Origin of the sequence: Brevibacterium sediminis (assembly GCF_013623905.1) — a bacterium.
Taxonomy (GTDB): Bacteria; Actinomycetota; Actinomycetes; order Actinomycetales; family Brevibacteriaceae; genus Brevibacterium; species Brevibacterium sediminis.
The window spans coordinates 218,843-243,697 of record NZ_JABKDD010000003.1 but is presented as its reverse complement, the minus strand read 5'-3'; the positions used below and the strand labels follow the sequence as shown (position 1 = coordinate 243,697).

The 24,855-nt window shown below is 66.5% G+C and carries 21 protein-coding genes and 1 tRNA gene; 17 read left to right on the top strand and 5 right to left on the bottom strand.

Annotated elements, in window-relative coordinates; translation table 11 throughout:
* Nucleotides 1-75: 75 nt before the first annotated feature.
* Both HK108_RS07230 and upp read right to left on the bottom strand, forming a co-directional pair.
* Nucleotides 76-894, bottom strand: a complete 819-nt coding sequence (locus HK108_RS07230; RefSeq protein ID WP_139469285.1) for a winged helix-turn-helix transcriptional regulator — start codon at nucleotides 892-894, stop codon at nucleotides 76-78.
* A 287-nt stretch (nucleotides 895-1,181) separates the two neighbouring features.
* A complete protein-coding gene (gene upp / locus HK108_RS07225; protein ID WP_139469287.1) occupies nucleotides 1,182-1,820 on the bottom strand; it encodes a uracil phosphoribosyltransferase in 639 nt (212 codons plus the stop codon).
* Between the two features lie 73 nt (nucleotides 1,821-1,893).
* Between upp and HK108_RS07220 the strand changes: the two genes are divergently transcribed.
* The 13 genes from HK108_RS07220 to HK108_RS07160 all read left to right on the top strand — a co-directional run bounded on the left by HK108_RS07220 (nucleotide 1,894) and on the right by HK108_RS07160 (nucleotide 17,397).
* Nucleotides 1,894-2,445 (top strand): tRNA adenosine deaminase-associated protein, encoded by a 552-nt coding sequence (locus HK108_RS07220; RefSeq protein ID WP_139469289.1) that lies wholly within the window; start codon nucleotides 1,894-1,896, stop codon nucleotides 2,443-2,445.
* A 32-nt stretch (nucleotides 2,446-2,477) separates the two neighbouring features.
* Nucleotides 2,478-2,909 carry a nucleoside deaminase gene (locus tag HK108_RS07215; protein WP_139469384.1) on the top strand — a complete coding sequence of 144 codons (432 nt, stop codon included), beginning with the start codon at nucleotides 2,478-2,480 and terminating at the stop codon, nucleotides 2,907-2,909.
* A gap of 63 nt (nucleotides 2,910-2,972) precedes the next feature.
* Nucleotides 2,973-3,063: transfer RNA gene (locus HK108_RS07210), tRNA-Ser, on the top strand.
* A gap of 287 nt (nucleotides 3,064-3,350) precedes the next feature.
* A complete protein-coding gene (locus tag HK108_RS07205) occupies nucleotides 3,351-4,811 on the top strand; it encodes an NCS2 family permease (RefSeq protein WP_139469292.1) in 1,461 nt (486 codons plus the stop codon).
* Nucleotides 4,812-5,006: 195 nt separating this feature from the next.
* Complete coding sequence (locus HK108_RS07200) at nucleotides 5,007-6,464, top strand: xanthine dehydrogenase small subunit (RefSeq protein ID WP_139469294.1); 1,458 nt, start codon at nucleotides 5,007-5,009, stop codon at nucleotides 6,462-6,464.
* Entirely contained in the window at nucleotides 6,464-8,842 is a 2,379-nt protein-coding gene (xdhB, locus tag HK108_RS07195) for a xanthine dehydrogenase molybdopterin binding subunit (protein ID WP_139469296.1), read from the top strand. The genes HK108_RS07200 and xdhB overlap by 1 nt, the downstream gene beginning before the upstream one ends.
* Nucleotides 8,839-9,624 (top strand): xanthine dehydrogenase accessory protein XdhC, encoded by a 786-nt coding sequence (gene xdhC, locus HK108_RS07190; RefSeq protein ID WP_181270996.1) that lies wholly within the window; start codon nucleotides 8,839-8,841, stop codon nucleotides 9,622-9,624. Before xdhB ends, xdhC begins: the two co-directional genes overlap by 4 nt.
* 49 nt (nucleotides 9,625-9,673) lie before the next feature.
* The gene (gene guaD / locus HK108_RS07185; RefSeq protein WP_139469298.1) at nucleotides 9,674-10,957 is read left to right on the top strand and encodes a guanine deaminase; all 1,284 of its coding nucleotides are present in this window, start codon (nucleotides 9,674-9,676) and stop codon (nucleotides 10,955-10,957) included.
* A gap of 170 nt (nucleotides 10,958-11,127) precedes the next feature.
* Nucleotides 11,128-11,952 (top strand): hydroxypyruvate isomerase family protein, encoded by an 825-nt coding sequence (locus HK108_RS07180; RefSeq protein WP_181270995.1) that lies wholly within the window; start codon nucleotides 11,128-11,130, stop codon nucleotides 11,950-11,952.
* Between the two features lie 35 nt (nucleotides 11,953-11,987).
* Entirely contained in the window at nucleotides 11,988-12,875 is an 888-nt protein-coding gene (locus HK108_RS07175; protein ID WP_181270994.1) for a 2-hydroxy-3-oxopropionate reductase, read from the top strand.
* A gap of 126 nt (nucleotides 12,876-13,001) precedes the next feature.
* Nucleotides 13,002-14,795, top strand: a complete 1,794-nt coding sequence (gene gcl / locus HK108_RS07170; RefSeq protein ID WP_181270993.1) for a glyoxylate carboligase — start codon at nucleotides 13,002-13,004, stop codon at nucleotides 14,793-14,795.
* A gap of 112 nt (nucleotides 14,796-14,907) precedes the next feature.
* On the top strand, nucleotides 14,908-16,263 hold the full coding sequence (allB, locus tag HK108_RS07165; RefSeq protein ID WP_181270992.1) for an allantoinase AllB: 1,356 nt from the start codon (nucleotides 14,908-14,910) through the stop codon (nucleotides 16,261-16,263).
* A 144-nt stretch (nucleotides 16,264-16,407) separates the two neighbouring features.
* Entirely contained in the window at nucleotides 16,408-17,397 is a 990-nt protein-coding gene (locus HK108_RS07160; RefSeq protein ID WP_181270991.1) for a DUF559 domain-containing protein, read from the top strand.
* An 81-nt stretch (nucleotides 17,398-17,478) separates the two neighbouring features.
* Here HK108_RS07160 and bcp read toward each other — a convergent pair whose 3' ends face one another.
* Both bcp and HK108_RS07150 read right to left on the bottom strand, forming a co-directional pair.
* Nucleotides 17,479-17,958 (bottom strand): thioredoxin-dependent thiol peroxidase, encoded by a 480-nt coding sequence (bcp, locus tag HK108_RS07155; RefSeq protein ID WP_139469307.1) that lies wholly within the window; start codon nucleotides 17,956-17,958, stop codon nucleotides 17,479-17,481.
* Nucleotides 17,955-19,148, bottom strand: a complete 1,194-nt coding sequence (locus tag HK108_RS07150) for a glycerate kinase (RefSeq protein ID WP_139469309.1) — start codon at nucleotides 19,146-19,148, stop codon at nucleotides 17,955-17,957. Before HK108_RS07150 ends, bcp begins: the two co-directional genes overlap by 4 nt.
* Nucleotides 19,149-19,347: 199 nt before the next feature.
* On the opposite strand from HK108_RS07150, the gene uraD reads away from it, so the two are divergent.
* The 4 genes from uraD to aceE all read left to right on the top strand — a co-directional run bounded on the left by uraD (nucleotide 19,348) and on the right by aceE (nucleotide 24,039).
* On the top strand, nucleotides 19,348-19,839 hold the full coding sequence (gene uraD, locus HK108_RS07145; protein WP_139469311.1) for a 2-oxo-4-hydroxy-4-carboxy-5-ureidoimidazoline decarboxylase: 492 nt from the start codon (nucleotides 19,348-19,350) through the stop codon (nucleotides 19,837-19,839).
* Nucleotides 19,836-20,159 (top strand): hydroxyisourate hydrolase, encoded by a 324-nt coding sequence (gene uraH / locus HK108_RS07140; protein WP_181270990.1) that lies wholly within the window; start codon nucleotides 19,836-19,838, stop codon nucleotides 20,157-20,159. The genes uraD and uraH overlap by 4 nt, the downstream gene beginning before the upstream one ends.
* Before the next feature lie 155 nt (nucleotides 20,160-20,314).
* Nucleotides 20,315-21,199 carry a factor-independent urate hydroxylase gene (gene pucL / locus HK108_RS07135; protein ID WP_139907127.1) on the top strand — a complete coding sequence of 295 codons (885 nt, stop codon included), beginning with the start codon at nucleotides 20,315-20,317 and terminating at the stop codon, nucleotides 21,197-21,199.
* A 95-nt stretch (nucleotides 21,200-21,294) separates the two neighbouring features.
* Nucleotides 21,295-24,039, top strand: a complete 2,745-nt coding sequence (gene aceE / locus HK108_RS07130; protein ID WP_181270989.1) for a pyruvate dehydrogenase (acetyl-transferring), homodimeric type — start codon at nucleotides 21,295-21,297, stop codon at nucleotides 24,037-24,039.
* Nucleotides 24,040-24,064: 25 nt separating this feature from the next.
* On the opposite strand, the gene HK108_RS07125 is transcribed toward aceE, so the two are convergent.
* The gene (locus HK108_RS07125) at nucleotides 24,065-24,844 is read right to left on the bottom strand and encodes an IclR family transcriptional regulator (protein ID WP_139907129.1); all 780 of its coding nucleotides are present in this window, start codon (nucleotides 24,842-24,844) and stop codon (nucleotides 24,065-24,067) included.
* Nucleotides 24,845-24,855: the final 11 nt, after the last annotated feature.

Genomic DNA, 24,855 nt, shown 5'->3' with positions numbered 1-24,855 from the left:
CGATCAACGATCTTAACCGGGAAGTCTGGCCCCACGCTGGAAGCGACTTGCGACGCGGCTCACAGCCGCACGACATCAGCGACGCGCAGTCGCGCTCCACACCGTCACATCGGGGTGGGTGTCGTAGCGATACCCCGAACCCCTCATCGTGCGCACCACGGAGGCATATTCGCCGAGGCGGCGCCGCAGTCGGCGGATGTGGACGTCCACGGTGCGTTCGTCGGGAACCTCACCGCCGGACCATACCGCGGTGATGAGGTCCTCACGGGGCAGGGTCTCATCGGCATGGGAGACGAGGGTGGCGAGCAGGTCGAATTCCTTCGTCGTGACATCGACGAGGTCGCCGTCGATGCGGACCTCGCGGCGAGGGATGTCGATGCGCAGACGTTCGCCGGTGGCCTGGGTGTAGGCGTCGCCGGCTCGTCCGCCGAAACCGCGGGGTGAGGGAGCTGCCGGAGCGGCCTCCTCACGCAGGGCCGGCGGGTGGATGCGGTTGGGAATGCGCGAACGCACGGGGCCGTGTGTCGCCGCCGGTGCACCGGTCGCGGCGGGGGAGCCGTTGGCCACGGCTCGCACGGCGTCGATATCGCTGCCGCGGCCCTCCGGTGCCAAGGCGATGACGGCCTGGGTCTCGGCCTGGCTGGCGAGTTCCTTGGCGTAGGCCTGCAGCTCAGCGGCGATCGCGGAGAGGTTCGTGCCGTCGGCTGCGGCCTTGGTCTCATCGAGTCCGATGTAGACGATGATTCCGCGGGCGGCCTTCGGCGAGGGGACGACTCCGGCGGGCCCGTAGGTGTGCGGTGGGTTCTGCGGGTCGACTGCGCTCAACCTGGCTCCTGCACGTCGAGTGGCCACTGCACTGCGGGGGTGGACGTAGGCGGGTTCTGGATTCGGCATAGCTGTCCTTTGCTCCGACCATGAGGTCGATATGACTGGAAGAGTCCGCTGCTTGAGTGAACTCGTTCGAGGCCGGACAGCGGGAGTACGATCACCGACCACGAACGCAGGGCATACACATATGTGCGCCCGGCATTCGCATCTGATGGATCGTCGAAGTCATGACTTCATTATTTGTCACAAAACTTCGGCCGCGCAAAGGAAAACCCGAAAATGAGACGACTGTGACGAAATATGACGTCACAGTCGCCGAGGTCGACGACCGAAATCGTCATCCGCGCGTCGTCTCAGTCGACGATTCCGTACATCCTGTCCCCGGCATCGCCGAGTCCGGGCACGATGTAGCCCTTCTCGTTGAGCTTCTCATCGAGTGCCGCGGTGTACACCTTCACCTCGGCGGAATCGCTGTAGTCGCGCTCGATGCGCTGGACGCCCTCGGGTGCGGAGACGAGGCACACGGCGGTGACGTCGCGGGCTCCGCGAGCGAGCAGGAAGTCGATGGCCATGGCCAGGGTGCCGCCGGTGGCGAGCATCGGATCGACGACGAAGATCTGCCTGCCGGTGAGGTCATCAGGCAGGCGATCGGCATAGGCGCTGGGCTCGAAGGTCGTCTCGTCGCGGACCATTCCGAGGAAGCCCACCTCGGCAGTGGGCAGGATGCGCAGCATTCCGTCGAGCATGCCGAGCCCGGCGCGCAGGATCGGGACCACGACGGGGCGGGGCTCGGCGATGCGGGTGCCGACGGTCGTCGTCACCGGAGTCGAGATCTCCTTGTCTTCGACGGCCACCGAGCGGGTCGCCTCATAGGCGAGCAGCATGACGAGCTCTTCGGTGAGCTGTCGGAAACGAGCGGAATCCGTATTCACATCGCGCAGAGCGGTGAGTTTGTGGGCGATGAGCGGGTGGTCGGCTACGTGAAGATGCATACCCCAAATGGTACGGGAGAACTTCGGGCTCAAGGCAGTGGTCAACGTGGGGCGAAGCGTTCACAATGGAGGCATGTCGTACTTCACTGAGATCCTGGCCGATTCCGGCGATGGCTTCCGCGCCCTCGATGTCGACGTCCGTGACGCGAACGACCTCGACGACCTCGTCGATATGATGCGTTCGGCAGCCGGCGATGACGGAGAGGCCGTGGCCGTCATCGAACACGAAGACGAATGGTTCGGGCTCGTGCGCCTGTGCCGGAACAATGAGGTCAAGGTCTTCCTGTCCGACCTCGCCGCGGCCGAGGCGAGCCCGTTCGCGGAGATCTTCGCCGACTTCCTCGACTCCCGTCCCGACGCCTACGACGCCGAGCCCGAAGAGGACTTCGGCGCCGAGGAGGACGAGGCCGCGGTCGATGAGGAGGACGACGAAGACGAGGTCGAAATGCTCGAGTTCGACGCCGATGCCGAATGGGGCGGAGACGCCGATATCTACTCCGACCGCGGAGTCCCCGCCGCCACCCTGATCGACCAGGTCGAAAGCTATCGGTCCGACCCGGCCCGCGTCGTCGCCCATGTCGGTGAGACCGTCGGCTTCGCCGATCAGCTCGAGGCCGCACGCTGACCGCTGCGTCCGTGACCCGGCTCGATGAATGGATGGGTCATGCCCTCGCCGAGGCGGCCCTGGCGCCCGCTCATGACGACGTTCCCGTCGGGGCCGTGGTCATCGACGGTGCCGGTGAGATCATCGGGCGCGGTCACAATCGACGCGAGATCGATGCCGACCCGCTCGGCCACGCCGAACTCATGGCGATCTCAGCCGCCGCCTCGGCGAGGGGCGAATGGCGCTTGGACGGCTGCATCCTCGTCGTCACGCTGGAACCGTGCGTGATGTGCGCCGGAGCCCTCGTCGGCTCCCGCATCGACAGGGTCGTCTTCGGGGCCTATGACGACAAGGCCGGGGCGGTCGGCTCGGTCTGGGATCTGCTGCGCGACCGCGCCGCACTCCACCATCCGGAGGTCACCTCGGGCGTCCGGGCGGAGGAGAGTCGGGCCCTGCTGAGGGAGTTCTTCGCGGCCAAACGCTGACGTGTCCCAGCTCACGGCGAACCGATTTGGACGCAGAAAGTCCACAGCTGTACAGTTGTCGGCGGTGGCGTGTCCGAGCGGCCGAAGGTGCAACACTCGAAATGTTGTGTAGGGCAACCCCCTACCGTGGGTTCAAATCCCACCGCCACCGCCAAGGGAAACCCCTGATCAGACGCTTCTGGTCAGGGGTTTCGTCTGTCTCGTCGAAGGATGGCATCGGCGCGGGCAGAGGTGTGATGATTGACACACCAGGGTCGAGCGGCGAGACTTGCTCGGTGAAACAGAAAGAGTTTTCCGGGATATGGAATTACTTTTCGGTATCCCGGTCCGGTATCCGGGGCTGAAGACTCGACTGTCTCATTGCGCATGTTCAAGGCGCAGGGCCGACGACGATGATGTCGCCGGCTGACCAAATCGAACAACCTGAGGTGGTCCATGAAAATGGCTGACAACGACCAAGCGGTGCAGACCGCATCTTCGAGACCGGGGCTTCTCGACAAATTCTTCGAAATCACCCATCGAGGCTCGACGATCAGACAGGAGATCCGCGGAGGCATCGTCGCCTTCGTCGCGATGGCCTATATCGTCGTCCTCAATCCGCTCATCCTCGGCGGTTCCCAGGACATCGCCGGAGACAGCCTCGACTTCGCCCAGCTGACCGCGGTCACCGGGCTCGTCGCCGGCGTCATCACGATTCTCTTCGGCGTCGTCGCCCGACTGCCCTTCGGTCTGGCCGCAGGCCTGGGCATGAACAGCTTCCTCGCCGTGTCCGTCGTCCAGGAGGTCACCTGGGCCGATGCGATGGGACTGGTGGTCATCAACGGCGTCATCATCGTCGTCCTCGGTGCCACGGGCATCCGCACCGCGATCTTCAACGCCGTCCCACACGCACTGAAGATCGCCATCACTGTGGGCATCGGACTCTTCATCGCCTTCATCGGCTTCGTCAACGCCGGGTTCGTCACCCGCACCCCGGCCGGCCCACCCGTCCAGTTGGGTCAGGACGGATCGATCGGCTCCCTGCCGACGCTGGTCTTCGTCTTCGCGCTCGTCCTCATCGGCATCCTCGTGGCGCGGAGGATTCCCGGCGGCATCCTCATCGGCATCATCGTGGCCACGATCGCCGCGATCATCATCCAGGCGTTCGCGAAGCTCGGCACCGTCGGCGACCCGGTCAATCCGGACCCGCTGGGCTGGAACCTCTCAGCTCCGGAATTCCCGAAACAGGTCATCGCCCTTCCCGACTTCGGTCTCATCGGCGCCTTCGACCTCGTCGGCGGCTTCCAGCACATCGGAGTCCTCGCGGCCACGATGCTCGTGTTCACCCTCGTGTTCACGAACTTCTTCGACGCCATGGGGTCGATGACCGGACTGGCCCGCAGCGCCGGACTGCAGACCGAGGACGGAATGTTCCCGCGCATCCGCGGAGCCTTCATCGTCGAAGGTCTCGGCGCGGTCTTCGGCGGCGGTGCCTCTGCCTCGTCGAACACGGTCTTCGTCGACTCCGCAGCCGGAATCGCCGAAGGCGCACGCACGGGTCTGGCCGCCTGCATCACCGGTGTGCTGTTCCTGCTGTCGATGTTCTTCTCACCGCTCATCGCCGTCATCCCGATGGAAGCCGGAGCCGCTGCGCTCGTCGTCGTCGGCGCCATGATGGTCACGCAGATCCGTGAGATCGACATGACCGACTTCCGCACCTCGCTGCCGGTCTTCCTCACCATGGTGACGATGCCGCTGACCTATTCGATCGCCAACGGAATCGGCGTCGGATTCATCTCCTGGGCGCTCATCCACGCCATGAGCAACCGTGCCCGTCAGGTCCACTGGCTGCTGTGGGTCGTCTCGGCCGGATTCGTCCTGTACTTCGTTCGCGGCCCGATTTCGGCTATCTTGGGGGCATGAGAACAATGGTTGGACACTCAGCTTGGGGAAAGGGTCAGATCGCCCACGGGGCTTGACTTGCGGGGACGTCCAGTCCCCTCTTCCGCGTTCTTCTGCGCTGTTCGCATGGATAACCAGAGGCTCGAAGAACGAAGCAAATTGTTCCAACCATGCACTGTGCGCCTCAGTGGAGAGGCGCGGGAGGTGTGAAGTGCGATGTCCGCAGCGACAACGGACCAGTCAACTGCCGAAGTGACAATCAACGGGACCGTTCGTGAGTTCGACGGCCCACCCCATACGAATGCGCTGGACTTCCTGCGCGGTCAGGGTCTGACCGGAGCGAAGGAAGGCTGCGCCGAAGGCGAATGCGGGGCCTGCGCGATCATGGTCGCCCGCCCCGATGAATCCGGCGGAACCCGCTGGACCTCGGTGAACTCCTGCCTGCTGCCGGCAGCAGCCCTCGACGGGGGAGAGGTCGTGACCTCCGAAGGTCTGGCCGACGGAGACACCGTCCACCCCGTCCAGGAAGAGATGGCCGTGCGCGGCGGATCCCAATGCGGATACTGCACCCCCGGCTTCATCTCCTCGATGGCCGCCGAATACTACCGGCCCGACCGCTGCGAGGACGGCTTCGACCTCCACTCCCTGTCGGGCAATCTGTGCCGCTGCACCGGCTACCGCCCCATCCGCGATGCCGCGAATGCGCTGGGACAGCCCGCAGCCGACGATGCGCTGGCCGCCCGCCGTGACCGCCCCGCCCCTTCGGCTCGAGCCACCGACTACCAGCGAGCCGACACCGCCACGGGAAAGATCGGGCGCTACCGTCGTCCCGCCACCCTCGCCGAGGCGACCTCCATCCTCAGCCAGGATCCCGAGGCCACCGTCGTGGCCGGGGCCACCGACTGGGGCGTCGAGGTCAACATCAAGGGAGCACGCGGTAAGAACATCCTCGCCGTCGACCGGCTCGAGGAGATGCGCGGAATCCGCCGGACCGAGTCGTTCGTCGAACTCGGCGCCTCCCGCACCCTGTCCGAACTCGAACGTGAGCTCGCCGGAGACATTCCGCTGCTGGGCAAGCTGTTCCCACAGTTCGCCTCCCGCCTCATCCGCAATGGGGCGACCATCGGCGGCAACCTCGGCACCGGTTCGCCTATCGGCGACACACCGCCGGCTCTGTTGGCGCTGGAGGCCGAGCTCGTGCTCACCTCGGTGCGCGGATCCCGGACCGTGGCGCTGGCCGACTACTTCACCGGATACCGGCAGACGGTGCGGGAGTCCGATGAACTCATCACCGCCATCCGCATCCCGCTGCCGCTGTCCCCGCTGACGTCGTTCCAGAAGATCGCCAAGCGCCGTTTCGACGATATCTCCTCGGTGGCGATCGGCTACGCCGTCGACATCCAGGACGGATTGATCGCCAAGGCCCGGATCGGCCTCGGTGGAGTCGCCGCCACCCCGCTGCGCGCCACCGCCACCGAAGCCCTCCTCGAAGGCCGGCCATGGACATTGGAGACCGTGCACCAGGCGGCCGAGACCCTCGCCGCCGAAGGCACCCCGATGGACGACCACCGGGCGAGTGCGAAATACCGGACCGCGATGCTGCGGTCCTCCCTCGAACGCTTCTACGCCGAGCAGCTCGGCCACCCGGCCGTGACCAGCAAGGAGGTCAAGTGATGAGCCAGCTCTCCCAGCGCCCCGCCGACCCGGTCGTCGGCGAACGCCACCACCATGAAAGCGCCTTCGGTCACGTCACCGGTACCGCGCTCTACACCGATGACCTCGTCGGACGCCTCACCGGGGTCCTCCACGCCTTCCCCGTGCAGTCGACGACCGCGCACGGCCGCCTCGGCGCCATCGATATCGAACCCGCCTATGCGGTGCCCGGAGTCGTCAAGGTCATCACCGCCGCCGATATCCCCGGCGTCAACGATCAGGGCGTCAAGCACGATGAGCCGATGCTGCCGGTCGACGAGATCATGTTCTTCGGCCAGCCCCTGGCCTGGGTCCTCGCCGAGGATCTCGAAGCCGCGAAGGAAGGCGCTGCGGCCGTCACCGCCGAGGTAGAGGAACTGCCGTCGCTGGTGACCGTGCGCGATGCCATCGCCGCCGACAGCTACCACGGCAAGCCCTTGTCGATCGACAAGGGCGAAGTCGACTCCGCGTTCGCCGATGCCGCTCATGTCTTCGAAGGCGAATTCGAGTTCGCCGGTCAGGAGCACTTCTACCTCGAGACGCAGGCCTGCCTGGCGCATGTGGACGAGAACGAACAGGTCTTCATCCAGTCCTCGACCCAGCATCCCACCGAGACTCAGGACATCGTCTCCCACGTCCTCGGAGTTCCCGCCCACGAGGTGACCGTGCAGTGCCTGCGCATGGGCGGCGGCTTCGGCGGCAAGGAGATGCAGCCCCACGGCTACGCGGCCCTGGCCGCGCTCGGTGCGAAGCTCACCGGCAGGCCGGTGCGGCTGCGTCTCGACCGCACCCGCGATATCACCATGACCGGCAAACGGCACGGCTTCCACTCGTCCTGGAAGATCGGATTCACCGAGGAGGGGAAGATCCTCGCCCTCGATGCGACGCTGACCGCGGACGGCGGGTGGAGCCTCGACCTCTCCGAACCGGTGCTCACCCGCGCCATGTGCCATATCGACAACGCCTACTGGGTGCCCAACATCCGGGTCACCGGCCGCATCGCCAAATGCAATAAGACCTCGCAGACGGCGTTCCGCGGATTCGGCGGCCCACAGGGCATGCTCGTCATGGAAGACATCATCGGCCGTGTCGCCCCGCAGCTGGGACTCAGCGCCCGCGAGCTGCGCCGCCGGAACTTCTACGCGCAAGGTCAGGACACTCCCTACTATCAGCCGGTGCGTCATCCCGAGCGGATCGGGGCGTGCTGGGACCAGCTCATCTCCCAATCCGATCTGGAAGCCCGCGAGGCTGAGATCGAGGCATTCAACGCGGGCAGTGAGCACATCAAACGCGGTCTGGCGATCACCCCGGTGAAGTTCGGCATCTCGTTCAACCTCACCGCATTCAACCAGGGCGGGGCGCTCGTGCTCGTGTACAAGGACGGCTCCGTCCTCGTCACCCACGGCGGCACCGAAATGGGGCAGGGGCTGCATCAGAAGATGCTGCAGGTCGCGGCCACCACCCTCGGCGTGCCCCTGTCGACGGTGCGTCTGGCGCCGACGCGCACGGACAAGGTGCCCAACACCTCGGCGACGGCGGCGAGCTCCGGATCCGACCTCAACGGCGGAGCGGTGAAGAACGCCTGCGACCAGATCCTTGATCGGCTGCGGCAGGTGGCCGCGGGCATCCTCGGGGCGCCCGCCCATGAGGTGGAGATCTCGCGGGGAATCGTCTCCGCGCTGTCCTCACCGAAGACGGTGACCTGGGAAGAGCTCATCAACACCGCGTACTTCCAGCGCATCCAGCTCTCGGCCTCAGGTTTCTACCGCACCGAGGGACTGCACTGGAACCTCTCGCAGATGCGCGGCGAACCGTTCAAGTACTTCGCCTACGGGGCCGCGGCGTCCGAAGTCGAAGTCAACCGTTTCGACGGCTCCTACACCCTGCGCCGCGTCGACATCGTCCACGACGTGGGAGACTCCCTGTCACCGCTGCTCGACCTCGGACAGATCGAGGGCGGCTTCATCCAGGGCGCCGGCTGGCTGACCCTGGAGGACCTGCGCTGGGACGAATCGGACAAGCCGAGCCGCGGCCGCCTGGCCACTCAGGCAGCGAGCACATACAAGATTCCGAGCTTCTCCGAAGTCCCCGAGATCTTCAACGTCGCCTTCCTCGACAAAGCACATGAAGAAGGAGCCGTGTACGGGTCGAAGGCCGTGGGCGAACCCCCGCTCATGCTCGCCTTCTCCGTCCGCGAAGCCCTGCGCGAGGCCGTCGGTGCCTTCGCGCGACCCGGCCACAGCGTCGACCTCGCGTCCCCGGCCACACCGGAAGCGGTGTTCTGGGCGATCGAAGAAGCCCGCGGGCAGGACTCGGGGGCGGCCGCCTCGGCGAGGGAAGGACAACGAGTTCCGTCATGACCTGGATGGACACCGCAGCCGAGCTTCGCGCAGCTCGGGTGCCGGCTGTCCTCGTCACTCTCGCTGCGGTGCGCGGGCATGCCCCGCGCGAGGCGGGAGCGAAGATGATCGCCACCGCTGATGCCCTGTTCGGGACCATCGGCGGGGGCAATCTCGAGATGACGGCCCTCACCCGTGCCCGGGAGCTGCTCTCCGAGGGGCAGACGGCTCCGGAGATGCTCACTCTGCGGCTCAACGACAAGGCTCCGGCCAAATACGGTCGCCAATGCTGCGGCGGAGAGGTCACCATGCTCTTCGAACCCCTGCCCGTGCCCGCCTCGGTGGCGATCTTCGGGATCGGCAACATCGGACTCGAGCTCACCCGGATCCTCGCCCGCCACGATCTCGACCTGACCGTGTCCGATTCACGGCCGGAACAGCTCGAAGCTCTCGATGAGTTGGAGGAGCCGGTGGCGCGGATCCGCCGCGAATTCGCTGTCGTCGGGGAAGAGGTGATCACGGAGCTGCCGGCCGGAGCGCACGTGGTCATCATGACCCATGACCATGCCGAGGACCTGCACCTGTGCTCCGCGGCGCTGACCCGCGGCGACCTCGGATCGGTCGGGCTCATCGGCTCGAACGCGAAATGGCAGCGCTTCCGCAAGAACCTCGCCTCCGAAGGCTTCGCGCCCGAGGTCATCGACGCCATCCGGTGCCCCATCGGACTGCCCGACCTGCCCGGCAATGCACCCGCGACGATCGCCGTGAGCGTCGCCGCGGATCTGCTCGGCCGCATGGCCTGACTCTTCACCACCACTGACTTTCACCACCACTGACTCAAGGAGAACCACTGTGGTCATCTACCGTGCCCGCGTCTTCGATACGCCGGACAACCCATTCACCGGCGGCCGGCTGCGTTCGGCGGCCGATGTCGCCCTCGTCGTCGACGACGGACTCATCACCTCCCGCACCGACTTCGACTCCGCCCGGGCAGCGCACCCCGAGGCGCAAGTCGTCGACCTCCGCGACGGTGTGCTCATCCCCGGACTCATCGACACCCACGTCCATCTGCCGCAGGTCAGGGCCATCGGCCATCTCGGGCGGCCGCTGCTCGACTGGCTCGACCAGTGCGCCCTGCCCGAAGAGGCGAAGCTCGGAGACCCCGCCTACGCGAAGGCGGTGGCCGGTGAATTCCTTACGGGACTGATCTCGGCGGGGACCACCTCGGCGATGGTCTTCGGTTCGCACTTCGCGGGCGCCATGGACACCTTCTTCGCCGCCGCTTCAGCATCGGGGCTGCGGATCACCTCCGGGCTGGTGACGAGCGACCGGAACCTGCCCGATGCGCTGCTCACCGACGTGGAGCGTTCGACCGAGGAGAGCCAAGCGCTCATCGACCGGTGGCACGGCAAGGGACGACTGCGCTACGCGGTGACCCCGCGATTCTCGTTCTCTGCGGGACCGGAGCTGCTGGCTGCCGGCGGCCGCCTCGTGGAGGAGAACCCGGGCGTCTGGGTGACCTCGCACCTGAACGAGAACGTCGATGAGATCTCCGGGGTCGCGCAGATCCACCCGGATGCCCGTGATTATCTCGATACGTACGACCGGGCGGGACTCGTCGGTCGGCGCACAGTGCTCGCGCACAACGTCCACCCGCAGGATCGGGAATTGGCACGGATGGCTGAGGCCGGGTCCGTGGCCGCGCACTGCCCGACCTCGAACTCGGCTCTGGCCAGCGGCTTCTTCCCGCTGCGTCGGCATGTCGAGGCCGGCGTCCGGGTGGCACTGGGTTCGGACGTCGGAGCGGGCACCGGGTTCAACCTGCTCAAGGAGGGCGTGCAGTCATACTTCATGCAGCAGCTCGACCCGGCCGGGGGAGTGGCGCTGACCTCTGCGCATCTGCTGCACCTGGCGACCTCTGCCGGCGCCGAGGCGCTCGAGCTCGATGAGGTCGGGGTGCTCGGCGAGGGCAAGCGCTTCGACGCCGTGCTCATCCGCCCGGCCGAGGGCCAGCCCTTGGACGTCGGCATCCGCCACGCCGCCGACGACGGCGACGCCTTGGCGAAGATCTTCGCCATGGGCACCCCGGGCGACATCGCGGACGTCTGGGTCGACGGCGTCTCCCTCCACCCCTAATTGCTACCTGACGGCGGCCCAGCAACCTCGCGCGAGGTTGCTGGGCCGCCGTCAGGTAGTTCTGGGGGACAGGTCTTGACGGGAGCTCCAAGGGCGACTTATGCTGATTTCACGGAATGGAAACACACTTCCACAATACGGAAAACAGCGGCAACTCAAAGGAGAGCTCCATGTCCCAGAACTTCACTTCACCTGGCAGCTACGTCCTCAACTGCTCGACCCTGCTCACCGAACTGCCCGTTCTCGAGCGCGCGCAGGCCGCGAAGGACGCCGGTTTCGACGACGTCGAATTCTGGTGGCCCTTCGACGGGAACCCGAGCCCCACCTCGGCGGAGGTCGATGAGTTCATCGCCTCCCTCGAATCCGCAGGCGTCGCCTTCAAAGGCCTGAACTTCTGGGCCGGAAACATGGCAGCAGGCGATCGCGGAATGGTCTCGATCATCGGCGCCGAAGAGGACTTCGCGAAGAACGTCGACATCGTCGTCGACATCGGCCGCCGCACCGGCTGCCGCGCCTTCAACGCGCTCTACGGTCTGCGCACCGACGGACAGGACCCGGCCGCTCAGGACGCCACCGCCGCCGCCAACCTGGCGCTGGCCGCCGGCAAGGTCGCCGAAATCGGCGGATCCGTCCTCGTCGAACCCGTCTCCGGAGCCGAGGCCTACCCGCTCAAGCGCTACGCCGACGCCGCCGAGGTGGTCGCCCAGGTCCGCGCCGACGGACCCGAGAACATCGCCGTGCTCGCCGACTTCTACCACATGCACGTCAACGGCGACGACGTCGCGGTCGTCATCGAAGCCGAAGCCGCGAACTTCGGCCACATCCAGATCGCCGACGCCGACGGCCGCGGGGCACCGGGAACCGGGTCGCTGCCGCTGCGCCAGTGGATCGACCGCGCCTACGAGCTCGGCTACACCGGAGCCGTGGCGCTCGAATACAAACAGGACCGCGCGACCGCCTTCGACTGGCTCGACCGCGCCGCCCAGACCGCCTGAACATCACCACCGACGACTCGAAGGAAACCCCCACCATGTCCAAGACCATCGCTTTCATCGGACTCGGCATCATGGGCCTGCCCATGGCCAAGAACCTCGTCAACGCCGGATTCGACGTCCGCGGCTTCAACCGCACCCCGGCCAAGGCCGACGCCCTCGCCGAGGCGGGAGGCAGTGCCGCCGCCACCATCGCTGAGGCGGTGGACGGGGCCGACGTCATCATCACCATGGTTCCCGACTCACCCGACGTCGAAGCCGTGCTCACCGGCGACGACGGAATCCTCGCCCACGCGTCCGCCGGGGCCACCTGGATCGACTTCTCCACCATCCGCCCCGACGTCGCGAAGGACCTGGCCGAACAGGCCAAGACCGCCGGCCTCAAACCGCTCGATGCCCCCGTCTCCGGAGGGGAGCCCGGAGCCATCGACGGTGTCCTCTCCGTCATGATCGGCGGCGACCAGGCCGACTTCGACGCCGTATCCGATGTCTTCGACGCCGTCGGCAAGACCATCGTCCTCGTCGGCCCCTCGGGAGCCGGCCAGACCGTCAAGGCCGCGAACCAGCTCATGGTCGCCGGCAATATCGGACTCCTCGCCGAGGCCGTCGTCTTCCTCGAAGCCTATGGAGTCGAAACAGGTGCGGCCCTGCAGGTCCTCGGCGGCGGTCTGGCCGGATCCAAGGTGCTCGACCAGAAGGGGCAGAAGATGCTCGACCGCTCCTTCGACCCCGGATTCCGGCTCGAACTCCACCACAAGGACATGGGCATCGTCACCGCCGCCGCCCGCGAGGCCGGAGTCGCGATCCCGCTCGGCGCCACGGTCGCCCAGCTCGTCGCCGCAACAGTGCAGCAGGGCAACGGAGGACTCGATCACTCGGGCCTCTTCACCGTCATCGAAGCCCTCTCAGGCAAGAACGAGAACTGAACGACCGCCTCGGCGAGGCCACACCAGCCGGGCGGGGTCGTCGGCCCAACGACACCAACGGTCCCGCCCAACCATGAACCGAGCCGGCGACAGCGTCGTCGCCGGCTCACGAACAAAGGACGAACAATGACACGCATGCGCGCAGTCGACGCCGTTGTGCTCATCCTCGAGAAGGAAGGTGCCACCGAGACCTTCGGGCTGCCGGGGGCGGCGATCAACCCGCTCTACTCGGCGATGAAGGCCCACGGCGGAATCCGCCACACCCTCGCCCGGCACGTCGAGGGAGCCTCCCACATGGCCGACGGATACACCCGTTCGGCACCGGGCAACATCGGAGTCTGCCTGGGCACCTCGGGCCCGGCAGGCACCGACATGATCACCGGCCTCTACGCCGCGGCCGCAGACTCCCAGCCGATCCTGTGCATCACCGGCCAGGCACCCGTCGCCGTGCTCGACAAGGAGGACTTCCAGGCCGTCGACATCGCCTCGATCGCGAAGCCCGTGACGAAGATGGCCAAGACGGTGCTCGAAGCCGGGCAGGTGCCCGGTGTCTTCCAGACCGCGTTCCAGCTCATGCGCTCTGCCCGTCCCGGACCCGTGCTCATCGACCTGCCCATCGACGTGCAGCAGACCGAGATCGAATTCGACATCGACACCTACGAACCGCTGGCCCCGGCGAAGCCCGCGGCCACCGCGACGCAGGCGGAGAAGATCCTCGACCTCATCGCCGAGGCGGAGCACCCGATCATCATCGCCGGCGGTGGAATCATCAACGCCGACGCCGCCGCCAGGCTCGTCGAATTCGCCGAACTCACCTCCATCCCGGTCTCGCCGACCCTCATGGGCTGGGGTGCGATCCCCGATGACCACCCGTTGGCCGCGGGCATGGTCGGAATCCAGACGCATGTGCGCTACGGCAATGCGTCCTTCCTCGAATCCGATCTCGTCATCGGCATCGGCAACCGCTGGGCCAATCGCCACACCGGGAATCTGGACGTGTACCGCAAGGGTCGGAAGTTCGTCCACATCGACATCGAACCCACCCAGATCGGACGCGTCTTCGCCCCCGACTACGGGGTCGCTTCCGACGCCGGAGCCGCCCTCGACGCACTGCTGGCTGCCGCACGCTCTCGGTCGGGCGGGCTGCCGGACTTCACCGGTTGGGCCGGCGAATGCACGGCACGGAAGTCGACCGAGCACCGGAAGACGAACTTCACCGAGGTGCCGATCAAACCCCAGCGTGTCTACCAGGAGATGAACCAGGCCTTCGGCCGCGACGTCACCTACGTCTCGACGATCGGGCTCAGCCAGATCGCCGGCGCCCAGATGCTGCACGTCTACCGACCTCGGCACTGGATCAACGCGGGACAGGCCGGACCCCTGGGCTGGACCGGACCGGCCGCGCTCGGTGTGGCCAAGGGCAAGCCCGGCGAGACCGTCGTGGCGCTGTCGGGCGACTACGACTTCCAGTTCATGATCGAAGAGCTCGCCGTCGGTGCGCAGCACCAGATCCCCTATGTCCACGTCGTCGTCAACAACTCCTACCTCGGTCTCATCCGCCAGTCCCAGTGCGGATTCGAGATGGACTATGAGGTGTCGCTGGCATTCGAGAACATCAACACCGCCGGTTCCGCATCGTCCGGTTACGGAGTCGACCATGTGGCCGTCGCCCAGGGGCTCGGGTGCAAGGCGCTGCGGGTCGAGGACCCCGAACTCATCGGCGAAGGCCTGCGCGTGGCCAAGGAGCTCATGGACGAACACCAGGTGCCCGTGGTCGTCGAGGTCATCCTCGAGCGCGTCACGAACATCTCGATGGGAACCGCCCTCGATCAGATCAACGAGTTCGAGACGCTCGCCCAGACCCCGGCCGACGCTCCGACGGCGCTGAGCCCGATGGGCGAACTGGCTGCAGCGAAATAGGCAGGGTCCAACCCGCCGGGGGGCTGGGCCGAACCGCCCGAGCCGAGTAGGCTAGAACGGTATACCGAAACTGAATCCACCGGCCCCCAGGGGCGGGCGACCGAGGAGGAACATGAGCAACGACGCCGACTTCGACCTGATCATCCATGCCGAGAAGGCTCTGCTGCCGGAGGGCATCGAACTGGTGACGATCGGGGTCAGGGACGGGAGGATCGCCGAGATCGCCCGCGGTGGACAGGATCTGGGCACAGCCGCCTCGGCGGAGGTGAAAGTCATCGAGATCGCGGATGATCAGGTGCTGCTGCCCGGTCTCGTCGACTCCCACGTCCACGTCAACGATCCCGGTCGCGCCGAATGGGAGGGCTTCGCCAGCGCCACCCGCGCGGCCGCGGCCGGGGGAGTGACGACGATCGTCGACATGCCGCTGAACTCGCTGCCACCGACGGTCGACGTCGCAGCTCTGGAGACGAAACGGGCGGTCGCCGAGCCCAAGGCCTTCGTCGACGTCGGCTTCTGGGGCGGGGCGATCCCCGGCAACACCGCGGATCTGCGCCCCCTGCATGAGGCCGGCGTCTACGGGTTCAAATGCTTCCTCGAGGACTCCGGCGTCGAGGAGTTCCCGCCGCTGGAACCGGCGGAGATGACGGCGGACATGGCCGAGATCGCCTCCTTCGACGGAATGCTCATCGTCCATGCCGAGGATCACGAGGTGATGACCTCGGCACCGAAGAACTCGGGTCCGAGGTTCGCTGACTTCCTCGCCACGCGCCCCCGCGAGGCCGAGAACGTCGCGATCGCCCGCGTCATCGACGCTGCTCGGGAGACCGGTGCCCGGGCGCACATCCTGCACCTGTCCTCGGCGGATGCGCTCGATCAGATCGCTGCGGCCAAGGCTGAAGGGGTCAAGCTCACCGTCGAGACCTGCCCGCACTACCTCGTCTTCACTGCCGAGGAGATCCCGGACGGGGCGACCACGCACAAGTGCTGCCCGCCGATCCGCGAGGAATCGAACCGGGAGGCGCTGTGGCAGGGCCTCATCGACGGCACGATCGACTGCATCGTCTCCGACCATTCGCCCTCGACGGCCGAGCTCAAGCTGCTCGACACGGGCGACTTCGGTGCGGCGTGGGGTGGGATCTCGTCGCTGCAGCTGGGACTCTCGCTCGTGTGGACCGAAGCAGCGAAGCGCGGAATCGAGCTCGCCGAGGTGGTCCGCTGGATGTCCGCGGCACCGGCGGCCGTGGCTCGGGTCGAAGGCAAGGGTTCGATCGCCGAAGGCAATGACGCGGACTTCGCCGTCTTCGCCCCCGACGACGAGTGGACCGTGCGGGCGACGGAGCTCTGGCATCGCAACCAGATCAGCGCGTACGACACCCGCACCGTCCGCGGTCGGGTCACGCAGACGGTGCTGCGCGGGGCCCCGGTCGACTTCGAGACCCCGGGAGGCCGCCTCCTCAAAGCCCGCTGATTTACTACCTGACGGCGGCCGTGCCACCTCGCGCGAGGTGGCACGGCCGCCGTCAGGTAGTTGTGGGGAGAAGTTATCCACAGATTGCTCTCGGTTATTGTCTTTTGAAGGTCAAGAGTGCAGTTTGGTGTCATGTACTTAAGTATGACGACGCAGAAGCTCTATCGGCTCGGGTTCACCAAAGACGAGATTCGGCGCGGGGAGAAGTGCTGCCTCGAACGCGTAGCGCGAGGACGGTATGTGGCCACCGGCTCCTGCACGGACGCGCGACATGAGCCGATCTGGTCGGCACTGAGTGAAGAGGACTTCGAGGAGTTCGGCCACCACGGCGACATGCGTGATGAGATCGAGCGTCTTCGCGTACTCATCCGGACTCGTGCTGAGAAGATCCACACCGCTTCTGGACGGTGGCGAGTGTCGAAGGGGCGTGAGGTCTTCTCGCATCTGTCGGCGGCGCTCATCCACGGCCTCCCGATCGCCTATCCGGCCGAGTCCAGGGTGGAGGTGCTGCGTCCCAACATCAGCCGCAAGTACAAGCACCTCTATGTCCGGGACAGAGAGGTTCCGTCACCACATCGCCAGATGGTCGGCATCTATGCGGTGACGACGATGGAACGGACGCTCATCGACGTCGCCCGCGACTACGGACCCGATATGTCGGTGCCGATGCTTGACGAGGTGATCCGCCGACGCCGCACCGCGCGATTCCGCATCGAGGCTGTGCTGGCCGAATGCCCCGAACTACGCGGGGACGCGGCGGTGCTGCGCGCCCTCGACCTCACTGATGGCAGGCGCGAAGCCCCGTCGGAGTCGATCGCAGCAGTGCGCTTCTTCGAACACGGAATCATCGGCTTCGAACCGCAAGTCGAATTCTTCGACCACTCCGGAGGCGTTGTCGCCCGAGTCGACTTCTGCAATCACGATGCCCGTCTGATCATCGAGATCGACGGCGTGGAGAAGTACACGATGAATGGACGTTCGCCGGAAGAGAGCATCGCCGCGGAGAAGGCGCGTCAGGCCGCACTCGAAGCCAGGGGGTACACGATCATCCGGCTCACATACGGCGATCTCTTCCGCGCGGCTCCGTTCGAGCGGATCCTCGGAGAGCTCGCCACCCGTCTGCGCACGAACTGAGTGCCCGGAAACGCTCCCAGACGCAGGTGGCGGCGGCGGTGCCACCTCGCGCGAGGTGGCACCGCCGCCGCCAGGTAGCAATTAGGGGAGGAGCTGGGTGCGGAGGCGGGCCACGTGGCCGCGGGCGTCGACGTTGTACTCGGCGTGGGTGAGCGTGCCGTCGGCGCCGATGACGAAGGTCGAGCGCTGGGTGCCCTGGAACGTGTGCTCGCCGACCGTCTTCTGTCCATAGCTGCCGTAGGCCTTCGCCACTGCAGCGCCAGGGTCGGAGAGCAGCGAGAAGGTCAGCCCCTCCTCGGCGGCGAACTCCTTGAGCGATTCGGTGTCATCGGGGGAGACCCCGAGGACCTCGAAGCCGGCGGCCGCCAGCGCCGAGAGGTTGTCCCGGAAGTCGCAGGCCTCCGTTGTGCACCCCGGCGATGCGGCCTTCGGGTAGAAGTAGAGGATGACGCTGCGTCCGGCATAGTCGGCCTTCGACACCGTCCGCCCCTCGGCGTCGGTGAGCGTGAAGTCGGGAGCGATGTCTCCGACGGTGAGCTGAGTCTGAGTGGTCGTGGTCATGGTGCGTCCTTTCGTCGTTGAAATGGTGCGTCCAGCGGCGCGCTGAGTGCGCACGCCTGCGCGGCCGTGTCCTCGATGAGCGCTTCGGCGCGCTCGGACAGGGTGGTGAGGTCCGCCGGTCCCGGTGCGATCGACAGCGCCGCCGTGATCCCGGCTTCCCGGCATTCCGCGGCGGTCAGGCCGACCCGACCGGCGATGACGATCACCCTCGCCGAGGCGGGGGCATGGTCCCGCACGGCCGCGACGACTTTCCCGCCCAAGGATTGGGAATCGAAGGACCCCTCTCCGGTGAGCACGAAATCAGCGCCGGCCAGGGCCTCGGACAGGCCCACGGCCTCGGCGACCATCGTCGATCCGGGAACCACCTCGGCGCCGAGCAGCGTCGTCAGCGCCAGCGGAATCCCGCCGGCAGCCCCGAATCCCGGAGTCGCCGCCAGGTCTTTCGCCTCGGCAGAGGTGCCGGTGAGCACCTCGGCCAAGTGGGCGAGTCCGGAATCGAGCACGGCCACCGAGTCCGCGTCCGCCCCTTTCTGCGGACCGAAGACCGCAGCGGCCCCGCGGGGCCCGGTGAGGGGATTGTCGACGTCGACGGCGATGCGCCACCGCACGGCCGTCGCCCGCCGGTCCAGCCCCGAGGTGTCGACCGCAGCGATCGCGGCCAGGCCGCCTCCGCCCGGCGCGACCGGCTGACCTGCGGCATCGGTGAAACGGGCGCCGAGGGCGGCCAGTATTCCGGTCCCGCCGTCCGTGCTCGCCGAGCCGCCGATGCACAGCAGGATCTCCTCGACGCCGAGGTCGAGCGCCGCGGTCGCGATGAGCCCGACACCATAGGTGTCGGCGCGTTCGGGCCGCAGCTCCACGTCCGAGACCTGCGGCAGGCCATTGGCTTGGGCCGCCTCGATGACCGCGGTCTTTCCGTCGGGGGAGAGGCCGAAGTCCGCCGAGGCGGTCCTGCCCAAGGCATCGACCGTGTCGACGGTGCGCGGCCGGGTTCCCCAGACGGCGAGCAGGGCGTCGAGCGTGCCCTCCCCGCCGTCGGCGAAGGGCAGTTCGGTGACTCGTGCGCTGGGGAAGACTGCTCGAGCTCCGCGGGCCATGGCGGCTGCGGCGGCCGGAGCGGAGGCCGAACCCTTGAATGAGTCAGGGGCGCAGACGATTGACGGGGTCTGATCTGTCGTTGTCAGGCTCATGCACTCATTCAACCTCATCGTCGATGGCCGGGTGTGCGGCGGCTGCCACACGAACAGTATCCACTATACGGAAGAAAGTTTCCACAAAAATGTGTGAGCAATTTGACATTGCCGATGACGCCCAGCAGACTCGGAGCAGTTGTTCGGAAATGGTATTCCGAACGGTGAAAGTCATTCAGCGCCTGCCAAGGAGGTCACCGTGGACCTGGCCGAGTTCAACCGACTCCCAGCCGATGATGCCCGCGGAATTCTGCGTCCCTGCCTCGACGTCGACCGGTGGATCGACGCGATCGTCGACGCCCGCCCCCTGGCCGACCTCGACTCCGCCGAGGCGGCGTCCCGCGCCGCCGCACCGCTGACCACCGCCGAGATCGACGCGGCGATGTCCCATCATCCGCGCATCGGTGAGAAGGCGAAGGGTGACAGCGCCGAGGCGGCCCATTCGAGCCGTGAACAGGCCGGACTCGGCACCTTGGAAGCAGACGTGCAGTCCCAGCTGGCCGCGGGCAACGCCGCCTACGAAGACCGCTTCGACCGCGTCTTCCTCATCCGCGCCGCCGGTCGCACCCCTGAGGAGATCCTCTCCGAACTGCAGCGCCGCATGGACAACACCGACGAGGATGAGACCGCCGAGGTCGGGCAGCAGCTCATCCAGATCGCCGAACTGAGACTCGAAGGGATCCTCTCATGAGCTTCATCACCGCCCACGCGCTCGACTCCATGGTCGGCACCCCCGCCGCCGACCTCGAGGTCACTCTCTACTCCGGTGCCGAAGTCATCGTCTCGGCCCGCACCGACGACAACGGGCGAGTCTCCGACTTCGGCCCCGACCACCTCGAGCCGGGGGACTACCGGATCGTCTTCGGCACCGGCGACTACTTCGCGGCCAGGGAGATCGATCACTTCCACCCCGTGGTCACCATCGACTTCACCGTCCAGGCCGGGCAGGAGCACTATCACATTCCCCTGCTGCTCAGCCCCTTCGCCTACAGCACCTACCGCGGCAGCTGAGCCGCGCCCGCAATCGCTCACAGGGGAAGCAGGCCCCCTGCAGGATCGCCATCCTCAACAAACCGCCGAAGCCGACCGGGAACTGCCGGCAGGCCTCGCCAATCGAATGGTCACGGCGTGTGCAGGTGCGCACGCCGACGAACTGGAGGAAGAAAATGAGCAAGGTCCGACTGACATCGAACCAGTACGGCAAGGCGGAGAACCGACTCATGCGGGTCTACCGCGACACCGACCGCCACGAGATCCGCGATCTCAATGTCACCTCACAGCTGTGGGGCGACTTCGAGACCGCTCACACCGAAGGCAACAACGAGCACGTCGTCGCCACCGACACCCAGAAGAACACGGTCTTCGCGAAGGCCAAGGAGCTGGGCGTGAGCTCGCCCGAACAGTTCCTCATGGGCCTGGCCGACCATTTCACCTCAAGCTTCGACTGGGTCACCGGCGGACGCTGGGAAGCCGAAGAATACGGCTGGGACCGGATCAACGACCACAAGCACTCGTTCTACAAGTCCGCTCCCGAGGTCCGCACCGTCGTCTTCACCCGTGACGGCGACAAGGACACGCTGATCTCCGGCTTCAACGGACTCACCGTGCTTAAGACCACGGAGTCGGGCTTCGTCGGCTACCCGAAGGACAAGTACACGACCCTGCCGGAGACCCAGGACCGGATCCTCGCGACCGATATCGCCACCCGGTGGATCTACAACACCACCGACCTCGACTTCGAAGCCGTGTACACCAAGGTCAAGGAGATCATCCTCGACTCCTTCACCGATCACTTCTCCCACGCCCTGCAGCACACGCTGTACCAGATGGGCGAGAAGGTCATCGAGGCCGTGCCGGAGATCGACGAGATCCGCTTCTCCTGCCCGAACAAGCACCACTTCCTCTATGACATCGAACGTTTCGGGCTCGAGAACCCGAACGAGGTCTTCATCGTCGCCGACCGCCCCTACGGCCTCATCGAAGCCACCTTCACCCGTGAAGGTGTCGACGAGAACAAGGACGCATGGGCACAGGTCGCCGGCTTCTGCTGAGATCTGAACATCACCTGCTGAGACAGGACTTTCCATCTCCGGGCTCCCGGGGTACTGTTCCGGGAGCCCGGACCCCGTGAGAAGGAAACCCCGATATGACACAGGACACAACCTCGGCGAGTCCGAGGGGAAGCGTCGACGAAGAGGCCGATGAATGGATCGAGTCCTGGGAAGGGCTCGTCGGCGCGCGCGGAACCCAGCGCGCGGGCGAGATCATGGAGGCGCTGCGTGCACGCGCGGCCACGAACTCCGTTGCCCAGCCCAAGGTCACCACCACTGACTACGTCAACACCATCCCCGTTGACCAGGAGCCGTTCTATCCCGGCGAGGAGAGGGTCGAGCGCCGCTTCCGCAGATGGCTGCGGTGGAACGCCGCCATGCTCGTCCATCGCGCGCAGCGGCCCGAGATCTCCGTGGGCGGGCACATCTCCACCTACGCCGGCGCCGCCACGCTCTACGAAATCGGATTCAACAACTTCTTCCGCGGTCAGGACCACCCCGGCGGCGGCGATCAGGTCTTCTTCCAGGGCCATGCCTCACCGGGAATGTACGCCAGGGCGTTCCTCGAGGGCCGCCTGACCGAGGCCGACCTCGACGGGTTCCGGCAGGAGGTCTCGCGTGCCCCGCACGGACTGAGCTCGTATCCGCACCCACGGCTGATGCCGGAGTTCTGGCAGTTCCCGACCGTGTCGATGGGTCTGGGTCCGATCAACGCGATCTACCAGGCGCAGATGAACCGCTACCTCCACAACCGCGGCATCTCCGACACCTCGGATCAGCGGGTGTGGGCGTTCCTCGGCGACGGCGAGATGGACGAACCCGAATCGCGCGGCGCCCTGCAGCTGGCCGCGAACGAAGGGCTGGACAACCTCACCTTCGTCATCAACTGCAACCTCCAGCGCCTCGACGGACCCGTGCGCGGAAACGGCAAGATCGTCCAGGAGCTCGAGGCGACCTTCACCGGCGCCGGCTGGGACGTCATCAAGGTGCTGTGGGGCCGTGAATGGGACGACCTGCTGGCCAAGGACCGCACCGGCGACCTCGTGAAGATCATGAACGAGACCCTCGACGGTGACTACCAGACCTTCAAGGCCGAATCCGGCGGATTCATCCGCGACAACTTCTTCGGCCGGACACCTGCGACGAAGGGGCTCGTCGACCACCTGTCCGACGACGACATCTGGAACCTCAAACGCGGCGGCCACGACTATCACAAGGTCTTCGCCGCCTACCAGAAGGCCGTGAACACCAAGGGCAAGCCGACCGTCATCCTCGTGCAGACCGTCAAGGGCTACGGCTTGGGCACGACGTTCGAGTCCCGCAATGCCACGCACCAGATGAAGAAGTTCACCGCCGACGACGTCAAGGCCTTCCGCGATCGGATGGACATCCCGATCAGCGACAAGGTCATCGACGAGGACCCGTACGCGGTGCCCTACTACCACCCGGGCAAGGATTCCGAAGAGATCCAGTACATGCTCGACCGTCGGCGTCAGCTCGGCGGATTCCTGCCGGCACGCAAACCCGAGCACAACAAGATCACCCTGCCCGCGCCCAGCGACAAGGCATTCGCACAGACGAAGAAGGGCTCGGGGCAGCAGATGGCCGCCTCGACTATGGCCTTCGTCCGGCTGCTCAAGGACCTCATGCGAGAGAAGGGGCTGGGCGAGCGGATCGTGCCCATCATCCCCGATGAGGCCCGCACCTTCGGCATCGACGCGTTCTTCCCGACCGCGAAGATCTACAACCCGAACGGGCAGAACTACCTCGCCGTCGACCGCGAGATGTTCCTCTCGTACAAGGAGGCCACGAGCGGCCAGCTCCTCCACGTGGGCATCAACGAGGCCGGTGCCGCGGCCGGATTCACCGCCGCGGGAACCGCGTACTCCACCCACGGCGAACCGATGATCCCGATCTACGTGTTCTACTCGATGTTCGGGTTCCAGCGCACCGGTGACGCCTTCTGGGCTGCCGGCGACCAGATGACCCGCGGGTTCATCATCGGCGCCACCGCCGGACGGACGACCCTGACCGGTGAGGGCCTGCAGCACGCCGACGGACATTCCCCGGTGCTCGCGGCCACGAACCCGGCCGTGCGCGTCTTTGATCCGGCCTTCGGCTACGAGATCGGGCACATCGTCCGCGACGGTCTGCATCGCATGTACGGAGAGCACGACCTCGGCGAGGACGAGCGCAACGTCATGTACTACCTCACCGTGTACAACGAGCCGATGCTCCAGCCGGCCGAACCGGAGGACGTCGACGTCGAGGGCATCCTCAAGGGCATCCACCGCGTCGCCGAGGCGGCCCCCGGCGACCGTCCGCAAGCGCAGCTGCTCGCCTCCGGTGTGGCCGTGCCCTGGGCTCTCGAGGCCCGGGACCTGCTCGCCGCCGACTGGGGCGTCGATGCCGCCGTGTGGTCAGTGACCTCATGGGCGCAGCTGCGCCGCGACGGCCTCGAATGCGAAGCCGCGGAGCTCAGCGCCGCCGACGGCACCGAGTCGGCCGACCGCGTGCCGTACGTGCGTCAGAAGCTGGAGGGTCAGCCTGGCCCGATCGTGGCCACGAGCGACTTCGACTCCACCCAGCCGGATCTCATTCGGCCGTACCTGGACCACGATTTCGCGACGCTCGGCGCCGACGGGTTCGGCTTCTCCGACACCCGCGCCGCCGCGCGCAGGCACTTCAAGATCGACGCGCACTCGATGGTCGTGCGCACCCTGCAGCTGCTTGCCAAGCGCGGTGAGATCGACGGATCCATTCCCGCCGAGGCGGCTCGACGTTATCGTCTGAACGACGTCAACGCCGGCACCTCGGGAACGGCCGGCGGAGACTCCTGACCCGGTCCGGGAGCTGAAGCCAGAGTCAGCGGCCGCTCTGCATCTCTGCGGAGATGCGGGCGGCCGCGTCTTTGAGCAGGGGCACGGCGCGATCGGCGAACGACTGGTCGACGCGGCTGATCGGACCCGATACGGAGATCGCCAAAGGAGCGGGGGAGTCCGGGATAGCCATGGCGAAGCAGCGCACGCCGAGCTCCTGCTCCTGCTCGTCGATGGCATAGCCGCGCTCGCGGATGCGGCCCAGCTCGGCCTCGAGGTCTTCGATCGTCCCGATGCTGTATTCCGTGGGGGTGGGCATGCCGGCGGTGGCGGCGATATGCCGGACCTGCTCGGACTCGAGCCCCGCGAGAATGGCCTTGCCGACCCCGGTGGCATGCATATGGGCACGGCGTCCCACCTCGGTGAACATCCTCATCTGGCGTTCGGAGGCGACCTGATCGACGTAGACCACCATGTCTCCGTCCATCGTCGCCACATTCGCCGACTCCCCGAGCTCGGCGACGAGCTCGCGCAGATAAGGGCGGGCGACGGCACCGAGCTGGGAGCCGGCGATATCGCCGAGTCGCACCAGCCCGGGCCCGAGCGCATAGCCGCGGTCGGGCAGCTGACGGACCACACCGAGGTTGACCAGGGTGTTGAGCAGACGATGGATCGTCGGCAGGGGCAGATTGACGTCCGCGGCGATATGGCTCAGCGTCGCCGATCCTGCGGAGTTAGCGATGCACTCAAGCAGTCCGAACGCGCGTTCGACGGACTGCACGCCGCCCTTGGACTGGCGGATCGCCGGGGTGTCCTTGCTGCTCATCGATGTTCCTT

Coding starts and splice junctions, on each gene's coding strand:
- HK108_RS07230 (WP_139469285.1), bottom strand. CDS start 894: ATGCCGAATCCAGAACCCGCCTACGTCCACCCCCGCAGTGCAGTGGCC.
- upp (WP_139469287.1), bottom strand. CDS start 1,820: ATGCATCTTCACGTAGCCGACCACCCGCTCATCGCCCACAAACTCACC.
- HK108_RS07220 (WP_139469289.1), top strand. CDS start 1,894: ATGTCGTACTTCACTGAGATCCTGGCCGATTCCGGCGATGGCTTCCGC.
- HK108_RS07215 (WP_139469384.1), top strand. CDS start 2,478: ATGGGTCATGCCCTCGCCGAGGCGGCCCTGGCGCCCGCTCATGACGAC.
- HK108_RS07205 (WP_139469292.1), top strand. CDS start 3,351: ATGGCTGACAACGACCAAGCGGTGCAGACCGCATCTTCGAGACCGGGG.
- HK108_RS07200 (WP_139469294.1), top strand. CDS start 5,007: ATGTCCGCAGCGACAACGGACCAGTCAACTGCCGAAGTGACAATCAAC.
- xdhB (WP_139469296.1), top strand. CDS start 6,464: ATGAGCCAGCTCTCCCAGCGCCCCGCCGACCCGGTCGTCGGCGAACGC.
- xdhC (WP_181270996.1), top strand. CDS start 8,839: ATGACCTGGATGGACACCGCAGCCGAGCTTCGCGCAGCTCGGGTGCCG.
- HK108_RS07180 (WP_181270995.1), top strand. CDS start 11,128: ATGTCCCAGAACTTCACTTCACCTGGCAGCTACGTCCTCAACTGCTCG.
- HK108_RS07175 (WP_181270994.1), top strand. CDS start 11,988: ATGTCCAAGACCATCGCTTTCATCGGACTCGGCATCATGGGCCTGCCC.
- gcl (WP_181270993.1), top strand. CDS start 13,002: ATGACACGCATGCGCGCAGTCGACGCCGTTGTGCTCATCCTCGAGAAG.
- allB (WP_181270992.1), top strand. CDS start 14,908: ATGAGCAACGACGCCGACTTCGACCTGATCATCCATGCCGAGAAGGCT.
- HK108_RS07160 (WP_181270991.1), top strand. CDS start 16,408: ATGACGACGCAGAAGCTCTATCGGCTCGGGTTCACCAAAGACGAGATT.
- bcp (WP_139469307.1), bottom strand. CDS start 17,958: ATGACCACGACCACTCAGACTCAGCTCACCGTCGGAGACATCGCTCCC.
- HK108_RS07150 (WP_139469309.1), bottom strand. CDS start 19,148: ATGAGCCTGACAACGACAGATCAGACCCCGTCAATCGTCTGCGCCCCT.
- uraH (WP_181270990.1), top strand. CDS start 19,836: ATGAGCTTCATCACCGCCCACGCGCTCGACTCCATGGTCGGCACCCCC.
- pucL (WP_139907127.1), top strand. CDS start 20,315: ATGAGCAAGGTCCGACTGACATCGAACCAGTACGGCAAGGCGGAGAAC.
- aceE (WP_181270989.1), top strand. CDS start 21,295: ATGACACAGGACACAACCTCGGCGAGTCCGAGGGGAAGCGTCGACGAA.
- HK108_RS07125 (WP_139907129.1), bottom strand. CDS start 24,844: ATGAGCAGCAAGGACACCCCGGCGATCCGCCAGTCCAAGGGCGGCGTG.